Raw genomic sequence first — 12,207 nt, 5'->3', positions numbered from 1 at the left:
ACCGTATCTCTTACGGACCGTCGCTCGGAGCCGGCTGGGAGCGGGCTAGGAAGACGCTGTGACGATCTCCTGGCCGTCGATGAGTCCGGCGGTGATCTCGGTGTAGGCGTCACCGCGCAAACCCACCTCGACCTGCGTCGGATGGTCGCCGGACGGCGTGCGGACCAGCACCGAGCCGTCGGCGCGCACGGCCGTGCTGGGCACCCGCAGCGCGTCGGGTCGCGTCGCGATCGTGACCCGCACCGCGGCGGTCTGCCCGACCAGCAGGTCGGTGGGCGCCTTCGCGAACGCGAGCCGGGCGCCGAACACGACCAGCGTGCCGTCGCTGGTGCCGACCGGGTCGACCTGCACGACGGTGGCGTCCAGGGGCGTGCCGGGCCGGTCGGGCAGCGTGATGGTGGCGGCCTGCCCGACGGCGAGCCGGCCGGCGTCGGCCTCCGGGACGCTGGCCCGCACCTGCATGCCCGCCGGGTCGGCGAGCGTGACGAAGGTGCCACCGGACGTCACCGACGCGCCGACCGCGCCGGCCACCGACAGGACGGTGCCGGCCACCGGTGCCGTGATGGCGGTGCCGGCCAGCGCGTCGCGGGCCTGGTCGAGCGCGAGGTTGGCCGAGCTGACCTGTTGCTGCGCGCGCAGCACCGGGTCATCGCCGGAGGGCGCGCAATCGCCACCGCTACCGCCGCCGCGGGACGTCGGTGGCGCGGTGGTCGGTCGGGCCGGCCTGGTGGTGGGTGGCGGCGTGGCGGTGCGGGTCGGGCCAGGGCTCGCGCTCGGGCTGGTGGTCGGCGCGGGGCTGCGCAGGGCGCTCTCGACGGTGTGGCCACGCGTCGCACAGTCATTGGCCGCCGGCTTCTTCGCGGCGTCGAGCGCGTCGGCGGCCCGGTCGGCCGCGGCCTCCGCCGTGTCGACCTTCTGCTGGGCGTCGGCGTCGTCGATCCGGGCCAGCACCTGGCCCTTGGTTACCGGGTCACCCGGGTGGACGGCGAGCACGGTGACCGTGCCGGCGGTCGCGAAACCGAGCGCGTAGCTCTGCGCCGGCGTCACCGCGCCGGTCGTGGCCACCGCGAGCGAAACCGCACCGTGACCGACCGTCGCCGTGTCCGATGTGGACGCTATCGCGGCCGGACCGTGCGAGAGCGTGACCGCCGCGACCCCACCGGCCGCCAACAGCACCACGGCCCCACCCGCGACCCAGACCCACCGCCCGACACCCATGACCGCCGAGTGTCCCGGCCGGCGATCCGGGTTTCCTCAACGAAAGCTCGGAGTTGCCTCGGAGACCCGCGTTGAGGCAACTCCGAGCTTCGTCCGAGGTGACCCGGAGGTAGCGCCGGTTGCATGAGGCCCGCGTGCCGCGGGGAATCCGGCCCCGAACCCCCGCGGCACGACCAATAGCTATAGGAGGCGTCGTGACCCGCTGGCTCCGGTCGGGCTTCGTCCTGGCGGCCACCGCCGCCGTTGTGCTCACCGTCGCGGCGTGCGGCTCCGACGGCGGTTCGACACAGGCATCGGGTACGGGCGACGCCGGCTTCGCCGCCTACCGCGACTGCCTGGGCAAGCAGGGCATCACGCTGCCCTCGGCGCCGGCCGGTTTCGCCGGCCGCCCGAGCGGCCGTCCCCGCCCGTCGGGCCGCCCCACCGCCTTCCCCTCCGGTCGCCCCACCGCCTTCCCTTCCGGCCGTCCCGGTGGCGGCTTCGGCAACGGTGGTGGCTTCGGCAACATGCGCCCGCAGGGCGTCGACGAGCAGACGTGGCAGAAGGCGCAGGACGCGTGCGCGTCGGTGCGGCCCACCGGTGGACCGGGCGGCGGAACCGGCGCGCGGCGCGGTGGTGGCAACCGCGGCGCGGACACCGCCTATCGCAACTGCCTCGCCGACCACGGGGCGAAGGCGGGCGCCACGCCTGACGCTGCGGCCCTTGAGGCGTGTGCGGTGCTGCGGCCGACCGCCGGCCCGACACCGACGCCCACGTCCTGACCACACTGGACGTCCCACGCATCGCCGGCCGCACCACGTACCAACCATTGTGGATGGTGTTGGATCCGGACTCCCCGCTCTCGCCTGCGGGTTAGCCTGACATAGGTGATCCGCTGGAGCCGTCGCATGGCTCGCGGAAACCCGGTCACACCTCGCATCTACCCCAGCGTGCCCTGAAAAAAGAGCAATTCTCGGGTTTAAAGCGATTGGCCGTAGCCCTATCGGAGGTCCCGTGCTTGACTGACGGTGATAGAGGGCGAATCCGAATATTCAGACATAGCCGTTAGTTACGTGTCTATTCCCTTGTTGGGGCCTTCATCCTGATTGTGGGTCTTGAGGCGCGCTCCTGGCGGTGACTGCCAGCCAACGATTCGCCAGATCGCACTGTTGGGGGGCTAAAAGCTGTGGCTGGAATTCGAGGAATTCTCAGCAGACAGAACATCGCGGTCCAGATGATCGCTGAGTTCATGGGCACGATGATTCTGATTCTGTTCGGTATCGGCGTGGTCGCTCAGGTAGTTGCCGGTGGCTCTAGCCTCGGTGACCACGACAGCATCTCGTGGGCGTGGGGCCTCGGTGTTGTGCTCGGTGTCTACACCGCGGCACGCATCTCAGGTGCCCACCTCAACCCGGCCGTCACGATCGCGTTGGCGGCGTTCCGCGGGTTCCCGTGGAAGAAGGTGGTGCCCTACATCATCGCTCAGGTGGCGGGTGCCTTCGTCGGCGCGCTGCTGGTGCGTTGGGCCTACAACTCGGTGTTGCACAACTTCGACCCGGGCCTGACCGCCAAGTCGCAGACGATCTTCTCCACCCTGCCCGGTAACGGCTCGTTGCCGGTCAGCCTGTGGGGCGGCTTCCTGGACCAGGTCATCGGCACGGCGATCCTGGTGTTCCTGATCTTCGTGCTGACCGACCGCCTCAACGACCCGCCGCTGTCGAACCTGACACCGTTCATCGTGGGTCTGGTTGTTGTCGCGATCGGTATGGCGTGGGGCACGAACGCTGGTTACGCCATCAACCCGGCTCGTGACTTCGGGCCTCGACTGGCGTCCTACATCACCGGATACGGCACGGCGTGGCGAGATCAATACAACCAGCTCTATTGGTGGGTGCCCATTGCGGCGCCGATCATCGGTGGCCTCATCGGTGGTCTGGTCTACGTGACGCTGATCGGTCGAGTCCTGCCGTTCCTGCAGGGCACCGAGACCCCGGCCGGCCGCGGTGGCGAGGTTGAGACCCCGTACGAGGCGACCGGCGAGGCGCAGACCGACACGCCGCGCGGCCAGCGGGGCGTCATCGACCCCACGCCGGGAGGCAACGATCCGCGGATCGACCCGAACACCGGGCGGCGGATGGATCCAGGCACAGGCCGAGATCCGCGTGATCCGGGTAGCGGACCGACGGATCAGGGGCCAGGCCCCAACAGGTAGGCGATCCGGACCACTGACCCGGAAGGAACGACTGAGATGGCGGATTACGTAGGCGCTATCGACCAGGGAACGACAAGCACACGATTCATGATTTTCGATCACGAGGGGCGCGAGGTCGGCCGCCACCAGGTCGAGCACGAGCAGATCCTGCCGCAGGCCGGCTGGGTCGAGCACGACCCGCTGGAGATCTGGCAGCGCACCCAGGAGGTGATCACCACGGCGATGAGCCGGCAGAACCTGTCGGCAAGCGACCTCGCCGCGGTGGGCATCACCAACCAGCGCGAGACGACCGTGGTGTGGAACCGCCGAACCGGGCGGCCCTACTACAACGCGATCGTCTGGCAGGACACCCGTACCGACCGGATCGCGGCCGCACTCGACCGCGACGGGCGGGGCGACGTGATCCGCCGCAAGGCCGGTCTCCCGCCGGCGACCTACTTCTCCGGCGGGAAGATCCAATGGATCCTGGAGAACGTCGACGGAGTTCGGGAAGCCGCTGAGAAGGGCGACGCGATCTTCGGCAACACCGACGCCTGGGTCCTGTGGAACCTCACCGGTGGGCGTGACGGCGGTCTGCACATCACCGACGTCACGAACGCCAGCCGGACGATGCTGATGAACCTGGAGACGCTCGACTGGGATGACGAGCTGCTCTCGTTCTTCAACATTCCGCGGGCGATGCTGCCCGAGATCCGGCCGTCGTCGGACCCGAACCTCTACGGAATGACCAAGTCCGGAGGTCCGTTCCACGGCGAGGTGGCGCTTCCCGCGTCGCTCGGCGACCAGCAGGCGGCCACGGTCGGCCAGGTCTGCTTCGCCGTCGGCGAGGCGAAGAACACCTACGGCACGGGCAACTTCCTGTTGCTCAACACCGGCAACGAGGTGGTCCGGTCCAAGGCGGGTCTGATCACCACGGTCTGCTACCAGTTCGGTGACCAGGACCCGGTGTACGCGCTCGAGGGCTCGATCGCGGTGACCGGCTCGGCCGTGCAGTGGCTGCGCGACCAGTTGGGCATCATCCGCAACGCCGCGGAGAGCGAGACCCTGGCGCGCAGCGTCAAGGACAACGGGGGCGTCTACTTCGTACCCGCGTTCTCGGGTCTGTTCGCTCCTTATTGGCAGTCCGATGCTCGTGGCGCGATCCTCGGCCTGTCGCGGTTCAACACGGCCGCGCACCTGGCCCGGGCCACCCTCGAGTCGATCTGCTACCAGTCGAAGGACGTGGTGGAGGCGGCCGAGAAGGATTCCGGTGTCGCGCTCGACATCCTCAAGGTCGACGGCGGCATCACCGCCAACGACCTGGCGATGCAGATGCAGGCCGACATCCTCGGTGTGCCGGTGAGCCGGCCGGTGGTCGCGGAGACCACCGCGCTGGGTGCCGCGTACGCCGCCGGCCTGGCCGTCAAATATTGGAACTCGGTCGAGGAGTTGCGGGCGCACTGGCACGAGGATCGCCGCTGGACGCCCGAATGGAACGACTCGCAACGCGACCAGGGTTACAAGATGTGGAAGAAGGCCGTCGGCCGAACCATGAAGTGGCTCGAAGTCGACGAGTGAGAAACGCACCGGGGCGTCGCCTGCGTACGCGCACGCGGCGCCCCACCGCATGGACAGCAGGAGGTTGACGTGGAGGCCGTGGCCCTTTCCGCAGCACAACGCAACCGGGCCCTCGCCGGGATGGCCGAGCGCGAGCTGGACATCCTGGTCGTGGGTGGCGGTGTCGTCGGCGCCGGTTGCGCCCTCGACGCGGTCACCCGTGGCCTGTCGACCGGCCTGGTCGAGGCCCGCGACTGGGCGTCCGGCACGTCGAGCCGGTCCAGCAAGCTGATGCACGGCGGGTTGCGCTACCTGGAGCAGTTCGAGTTCGGCCTGGTCGCCGAATCGCTGCGGGAGCGCGGGCTGCTCCTGCAACGGATCGCGCCGCACCTGGTGCACCCCGTGCAGTTCCTCTACCCGCTCAAGCACCGGTTCTGGGAACGGCCCTACGTGGGCAGCGGCCTGATCCTCTACGACACCATGGGCCTCACCTCGGGCACCGCGCGCGGCGTGCCGCACCACCGGCACCTGACCCGCCGCGGCGCGCTGAAGGTGGCGCCCGGGCTGAAGAAGTCGGCGCTGATCGGGGCCGTTCAATATTATGACGGCCAGGTCGACGACGCCCGGCACACGATGACCGTGGTCCGCACCGCGGCCAGCTACGGCGCGCTGGTGGCCAACCGGGCCCGGGTCGTCGACTATCTGCGCGAGGGCGACCAGGTCGTCGGCGCGCTGGTCGAAGACCTGATGACCGGCAACACCCGCGAGGTGCACGCCAAGCAGGTGATCAACTCGACGGGCGTCTGGACCGACGACACGCAGCAGCTCGCCGACACCCGGGGTGAGTTCCACGTCCGGGCCTCGAAGGGCGTCCACTTCACCGTGCCGCGGGACCGGATCCAGCTCGATACAGGGCTGATCCTGCGTACGGAGAAGAGCGTTCTGTTCGTCATCCCGTGGGGCCGGCACTGGCTGATCGGCACCACCGACACCGACTGGGACCTCGACAAGGCCCGGCCTGCGGCCACCTCGACCGACATCGAGTACCTGCTCGACCACGTCAACCGGGTGCTCATCAACCCGCTGACCGAGGCCGACATCGAGGGCGTGTATGTGGGCCTGCGGCCGCTGGTGGCCGGTGACGCCCAGTCGACCAGCAAGCTGTCCCGCGACCACATGGTGGCCCGGCCGGTGCCCGGCATGGTGGTGGTGGCCGGCGGCAAATACACCACCTACCGCAAGATGGCCGAGGACACCGTCGACGAGGCGGTCCGCGGGCTCGACCAGGAGAACGTGCCGGAGTCGCCGACGAAGGACATCCCGCTGGTCGGTGCCGACGGCTACCACGCGCTGTGGAACCAGCGGCACGAGCTGGCCGAGGTCTGGGGCCTGCACGTGCACCGGATCGAGCACCTGCTCAACCGCTACGGCTCGCTGATCTTCGAGGTGCTGCGGCTGATCGCGCAGGACCGCAGCCTGGCCGACCCCTTGCCCGGTGCCGACGACTACCTGCGGGCGGAGGCGGTCTACGCGGCCAGCCACGAGGGCGCACTGCACCTCGACGACGTGCTGGCCCGGCGCACAAGGTCCTACTTCGAGACGTTCTCCCGCGGCGTCCAGGCCGCACCGGACGTGGCCCGCCTGATGGGCGCGGTGCTCGGCTGGACCGACGTCGACGTCGACCGCGAGGTCACCGCCTACGAGGCGGCCATCGAGGCCGACCGCAAGGCACAGGAGGCGCCCGACGACGCGGCCGCCGACGCGGCCCGCCTGGTCGCCGTCGACCTGGGCTGAATTGTGGGTGGCGGGCGACAAGCTGTATGTTACAGCTATGTCGTCCGCCAGCCATGCCCGTCCCACCACCAGCCCGTTCCGGCAGCCGCGTGCGGTCTGGGCGGTCGCGTTCGCCTGCGTCGTCTCGTTCATGGGCATCGGGCTGGTCGACCCGATCCTGCCAGCGCTCGCCAGCGACCTGCACGCCACGCCCAGCCAGGTGTCGCTGCTGTTCACCAGCTATCTGGTGGTGACCGCGGTCGCGATGCTGGTGGTGGGCGCGGTCTCCAGCCGGATCGGGGCCAAGCGCACCCTGGTCGTCGGCCTGGTGATCATCGTGGTGTTCGCCGCGCTGGCCGGTGCGTCCGACTCGATCGGCGGGATCGTCGGCTTCCGTGCCGGCTGGGGCCTGGGCAACGCGCTGTTCATCGCGACCAGCCTCGCGGTCATCGTGGCCTCGGCCAGCGGCGGCTTCGCGGGCGCGATCATCCTCTACGAGACGGCGCTGGGGCTGGGCATCGCGGTCGGCCCGCTGCTCGGCGGTGAACTCGGCAGCATCAGTTGGAAGGGCCCGTTCTTCGGCGTCTCGGCGCTGATGTTCATCGCCCTGGTGGCGACCATCGCGTTCGTGCCGTCGCTGCCGAAACCGGCGCAGAAGACCAGCCTGGTCGCGCCGTTGAAGGCGTTGCGGCACCGTGGGTTGCTGATCATGGGCCTGACCGCGCTGCTCTACAACTGGGGCTTCTTCACCATGCTCGGGTACGCGCCCTACCCGATGGAACTGGACGCGCACAAGCTCGGCCTGGTGTTCACCGGCTGGGGCCTGCTGGTCGCGCTGTTCAGCGTGTTCTTCGCGCCGCGGCTGCAGGCCCGGTTCGGCACCGCGAAGGTGCTCTACGCCAACCTGGCCGCGCTCGGCATCGTGATGACGGTGATCGGCGCCGGCGTCAGCACCCCGACGACGGTGATCGTGGCGGTGATCGCCAGCGGCGCGTTCATCGGCATCAACAACACGCTGACCACCCAGGCGGTCATGCTGGTCTCGCCGGTCGAGCGCCCGATCGCCTCCTCGGCGTACGGCTTCGTCCGGTTCATCGGTGGTGGCCTGGCCCCGTTCGTCGCCGGCAAGCTGGCCGAGGCGTGGTCGCTGTCGGTCCCGTTCTACCTCGGCGCCGCGGCCTTCGTGCTCGCGATCTTCGTGCTGTCCACCGGGCACCGGTTGCTCGGTGAGGCCGAACGCGGCACGGCCGACACCACCCTGCTGGAGCCGCTCGGCCCGGCCGCCGCCGGCCGCCCGGTGATCGTCGCCGTCGGCGCAACCCCCGACGCGGCCACGACCGTCGACGCCGCCGCCGACATCGCCCGCGGTCTGGGCAGCCCGCTCGAGGTCGTACACGTGCGGGAGACGGTCGTGATCGAGGAGTTGGCCATCGATCCGGAGGACGTCGCGACGGCGCGGGCCGCCCTGACCGCGCACCTCGACCGGCTGGCCGCCGCCGGCGTCGCCGCGACCGGCCAACTGCTGCACAGCGTCGGCGACCACGCCGCGGCGGCCCGGGTGCTGGCCGCGCATGCCTCCGATGTGGACGCCCGCGCGGTCGCGGTCGGCCCGTCGCCGCGCGGGCCGCTGGCCCAGTTCACCGACGGCAGCTTCACCGCGGCCCTGACCGGGGCCGCGACCAGCACGGTGCTGCTGGTCTCCCCCGGCGCCGAGCCGCGCGAGCTGACCCCGGCGGCGCTGGCCGAACTCCGGGCCTGACCGATCAGTTTCGGAGAAGCGCTGGTCACGGGGGCGGCACTAGCGTTCTCGGCATGGAGAACAACGCAACCACCCAGGGCATCAAGACCGTGCTGCACCCCGTTACCGACCTCGACGCCGCCAAGGCGGTCTACTCGGCTCTGCTCGGCGTCGCACCGGTCGCCGACGCGCCTTACTACGTCGGCTTCGAAGCCGCCGGCCAGCACATCGGGCTGGTCCCCAACGGCGCGCAGGGCCTGACCGGACCGACCGCCTACTGGCACGTGGCTGACATCGAGGCGAAGATCGCCGAGGTGGTCGCCGCGGGCGCCAAGATCAAGGACGCCGCCAAGGACGTCGGCGGCGGCCGCCTGGTGGCTACCATCACCGACCCCGACGGCAACGTCCTCGGGCTGATCCAGGACTGACTCGCCATTTGGTTAGATTCGGGGGTCCGCCGCGGCGGGCCCCCATTGACGGACGGAGCCAAGCGAGCATGCACGTTGCTGACAGCCACGACCTCATCCGGGTACGCGGCGCGCGGGTCAACAACCTCAAGGACGTCAGTGTCGAGCTGCCCAAGCGGCGGCTGACGGTGTTCACCGGCGTCTCCGGCTCGGGCAAGAGCTCGCTGGTCTTCGGCACGATCGCCGCCGAGTCGCAGCGGATGATCAACGAGACCTACAGCAGCTTCGTGCAGGGCTTCATGCCCACGCTGGCCCGGCCCGAGGTCGACGTGCTCGACGGGCTGACCACCGCGATCATCGTCGACCAGGAGCGGATGGGCACCGACCCACGCTCGACGGTCGGCACCGCGACCGACGCCAACGCGATGCTGCGCATCCTGTTCAGCCGGCTCGGCAAGCCCCACATCGGCTCGGCGCAGGCGTTCTCGTTCAACGTCGCCTCGATCAGCGGCGCTGGCGCGGTGACCCTGGAAAAAGGCGGCGTGACCACCAAGGAGCGGCGCAGCTTCAGCATCCTGGGCGGCATGTGCCCGCGCTGCGAGGGCCGGGGCTCGGTCAACGACATCGACCTGACCGCGCTCTACGACGACACCAAATCGCTCAGCGAGGGTGCCCTCACGATCCCCGGCTACAGCATGGACGGCTGGTATGGCCGGATCTTCGGCGGCAGCGGCTTCTTCGACATGGACAAGCCGATCAAGAAGTTCACCAAGCGCGAGCTCAACGATCTCCTCCACAAGGAGCCGACCAAGATCAAGGTCGACGGGATCAACCTGACGTACGAGGGCGTGATCCCGAAGATCCAGAAGTCGATGCTGTCGAAGGACGTCGACGCGCTCCAGCCACACATCCGTGCCTTCGTGGAGCGGGCCTTCACCTTCACCACCTGTCCCGACTGCGGCGGCACCCGGCTCAGCGAGCAGGCCCGGTCGTCGAAGATCGGGAAGGTCAACATCGCCGACGCCTGCGCGATGCAGATCAACGACCTGGCCGAGTGGGTCAAGGGTCTCGACGAGCCGTCCGTCGCTCCCCTGCTGGAGGCGCTGCGCGAGACGCTCGACTCGTTCGTGGAGATCGGGCTCGGCTATCTGTCCCTCGACCGGCCGTCGGGCACGCTCTCCGGTGGCGAGGCCCAGCGCACCAAGATGATCCGGCACCTCGGTTCGGCGCTCACCGACGTCACCTACGTCTTCGACGAGCCGACCATCGGCCTGCACCCGCACGACATCGCCCGGATGAACGACCTCCTGCTGCGGTTGCGCGACAAGGGCAACACCGTGCTGGTCGTCGAGCACAAGCCGGAGGCGATCGCGATCGCCGACCACGTCGTCGACCTCGGCCCGCTGGCCGGCACCGGCGGCGGCGAGGTGGTCTTCGAGGGCACCGTCGAGGGGCTGCGCGGCAGCGGCACGCTCACCGGCCGGCACCTCGACGACCGGGCCGCCCTCAAGCCGACCGTCCGCGAGCCCGCCGGCCACCTCGAGGTGCGCGGTGCCCGCACCAACAACCTGCGCGACGTCGACGTCGACATCCCGCTCGGCGTGCTGGTCGTCGTCACCGGCGTGGCGGGCTCCGGCAAGAGTTCGCTGATCCGCGGCTCGGTGTCGGGCCGCGACGGCGTGGTCTCGGTCGACCAGGGCGCGATCCGCGGTTCCCGGCGCAGCAACCCGGCCACCTACACCGGCCTGCTGGAGCCGATCCGCAAGGCGTTCGCGAAGGCCAACGGCGTCAAGCCGGCCCTGTTCAGCGCCAACTCCGAGGGCGCCTGCCCGACCTGTAACGGCAACGGCGTCATCTACACCGACCTGGCCATGATGGCCGGCGTCGCCACGGTCTGCGAGCAGTGCGAGGGCAAGCGGTTCCAGGCGGCCGTCCTCGAATACCACCTCGGCGGCCGCGACATCAGCGAGGTGCTGGCGATGTCGGTGGCCGAGGCCTTCGAGTTCTTCGGTGCCGGCGAGGCCCGCATCCCGGCCGCGCACGCGATCCTCAGCCGGCTCGCCGACGTCGGGCTCGGCTATCTGCGCCTGGGCCAGCCGCTCACCACGCTGTCCGGCGGCGAGCGGCAGCGGCTCAAGCTGGCGACCCACATGGGCAGCGACGGCGGTGTCTACATTCTCGACGAGCCGACCACCGGCCTGCACCTCGCCGACGTCGAGCACCTGCTGGCCCTGCTCGACCGCCTCGTCGACGCCGGCAAGTCGGTGATCGTCATCGAGCACCACCAGGCGGTGATGGCGCACGCCGACTGGATCATCGACCTGGGCCCCGGCGCCGGCCACGACGGCGGAAAGATCGTCTTCGAGGGCACGCCGGCCGACCTGGTCGCCGACGGCGGCACGCTCACCGGCGAGCACCTGGCGGCGTATGTCGGAACCCCGGCCCGCGCGAAACGGACGAAGAGGGCGTAACCGGGTGGCTGTCAGGGTGGCATGCGATGCTGGTGTCATGGATCGCGCTGACCTCGTGCGCCTGCGTCGCGCGCGCGACCGGATGGACCGCGAATACACCGAGCCGCTCGACGTGCCGGCGCTGGCGCGTGACGCCCTGATGTCGCCCGGCCACTTCTCGCGCAGCTTCCGGGCCGCGTTCGGCGAGACGCCCTACTCCTACCTGATGACCCGCCGGATCGAGCGCGCGACGGCCCTGCTGCGCCGCGGCGACCTGTCGGTCACCGAGGTGTGCATGGCCGTCGGGTGTTCCTCGCTCGGCTCGTTCAGCTCGCGGTTCACCGAGCTGATGGGTGAGTCGCCGAGCGCATACCGGGCCCGCGACCACGCCGGCCTGGCCGGGCTCCCGGCCTGCGTGGCGAAGATCGCCACCCGTCCCGTGCGCGCGAAGGAAGCCGGCCCTTCGGTAAGTTGACCAGCATGGACATCAAGCTGTCGCACACCTTCCTGGCGGTCGACGACCCCGACAAGGCGATCGCGTTCTACCGCGACGTGCTCGGCCTCGAGGTCCGCAACGACGTCAGCTACGGCGAGCTGCGCTGGGTTACGGTCGGCTCGCCCGCACAGCCCGAGGTCGACATCGTGCTCGAACCGCCGACGGCCAACCCCACCATGTCGGCCGACGACCGCGGTGCGGTCGCCGACCTGATGGCCAAGGGCCTCTACGGCCGCATGGTGTTCTGGACCGACGACTGCGACGAGACGTTCGCGCGGCTGTCCAAGGCCGGCGCCGACGTGGTCCAGGAACCGACCGACCAGCCCTTCGGCGTCCGCGACTGCGCGTTCCGCGACCCGGCGGGCAACGAACTGCGCTTCAACCAGCCGAAGAGCTGA

The 12,207-nt window shown here is 70.0% G+C and carries 9 protein-coding genes and 1 pseudogene; 9 read left to right on the top strand and 1 reads right to left on the bottom strand.

The features are described 5' to 3' along the window. Positions 1-45 precede the first annotated feature (45 nt). Positions 46-1,218: an efflux RND transporter periplasmic adaptor subunit gene (locus tag DFJ67_RS31805; RefSeq protein WP_116071846.1), complete on the bottom strand. Its 1,173-nt coding sequence runs from the start codon at positions 1,216-1,218 to the stop codon at positions 46-48. Between the two features lie 194 nt (positions 1,219-1,412). Here DFJ67_RS31805 and DFJ67_RS31800 point away from each other — a divergent pair, with 194 nt between their 5' ends. The 9 genes and pseudogenes from DFJ67_RS31800 to DFJ67_RS31760 all read left to right on the top strand — a co-directional run bounded on the left by DFJ67_RS31800 (position 1,413) and on the right by DFJ67_RS31760 (position 12,207). Continuing rightward, positions 1,413-1,979 (top strand): hypothetical protein, encoded by a 567-nt coding sequence (locus tag DFJ67_RS31800; RefSeq protein WP_116071844.1) that lies wholly within the window; start codon positions 1,413-1,415, stop codon positions 1,977-1,979. 452 nt (positions 1,980-2,431) lie between these two features. Continuing rightward, positions 2,432-3,238 (top strand): annotated as a pseudogene (locus DFJ67_RS31795) (MIP/aquaporin family protein); the annotation flags it as partial. A 207-nt stretch (positions 3,239-3,445) separates the two neighbouring features. After that, positions 3,446-4,966: a glycerol kinase GlpK gene (gene glpK, locus DFJ67_RS31790; RefSeq protein WP_116071840.1), complete on the top strand. Its 1,521-nt coding sequence runs from the start codon at positions 3,446-3,448 to the stop codon at positions 4,964-4,966. A gap of 69 nt (positions 4,967-5,035) precedes the next feature. Further along, positions 5,036-6,739 carry a glycerol-3-phosphate dehydrogenase/oxidase gene (locus DFJ67_RS31785; protein ID WP_203784405.1) on the top strand — a complete coding sequence of 568 codons (1,704 nt, stop codon included), beginning with the start codon at positions 5,036-5,038 and terminating at the stop codon, positions 6,737-6,739. Between the two features lie 37 nt (positions 6,740-6,776). After that, positions 6,777-8,477, top strand: a complete 1,701-nt coding sequence (locus DFJ67_RS31780) for an MFS transporter (protein WP_116071838.1) — start codon at positions 6,777-6,779, stop codon at positions 8,475-8,477. 53 nt (positions 8,478-8,530) lie between these two features. Then, positions 8,531-8,884 carry a VOC family protein gene (locus DFJ67_RS31775; RefSeq protein WP_116071836.1) on the top strand — a complete coding sequence of 118 codons (354 nt, stop codon included), beginning with the start codon at positions 8,531-8,533 and terminating at the stop codon, positions 8,882-8,884. Between the two features lie 68 nt (positions 8,885-8,952). After that, positions 8,953-11,334, top strand: coding sequence for an ATP-binding cassette domain-containing protein (locus DFJ67_RS31770; RefSeq protein WP_116071834.1), 2,382 nt, complete (start codon positions 8,953-8,955; stop codon positions 11,332-11,334). Between the two features lie 37 nt (positions 11,335-11,371). Further along, positions 11,372-11,788, top strand: a complete 417-nt coding sequence (locus DFJ67_RS31765) for a helix-turn-helix transcriptional regulator (RefSeq protein ID WP_116071832.1) — start codon at positions 11,372-11,374, stop codon at positions 11,786-11,788. A 5-nt stretch (positions 11,789-11,793) separates the two neighbouring features. After that, on the top strand, positions 11,794-12,207 hold the full coding sequence (locus tag DFJ67_RS31760; RefSeq protein WP_116071830.1) for a VOC family protein: 414 nt from the start codon (positions 11,794-11,796) through the stop codon (positions 12,205-12,207).

This window comes from Asanoa ferruginea (genome assembly GCF_003387075.1).
In the GTDB taxonomy this organism is placed as follows: Bacteria; Actinomycetota; Actinomycetes; order Mycobacteriales; family Micromonosporaceae; genus Asanoa; species Asanoa ferruginea.
The sequence above is the reverse complement of the archived record's forward strand: the minus strand, read 5'-3'. Positions and strand labels throughout refer to the sequence as shown.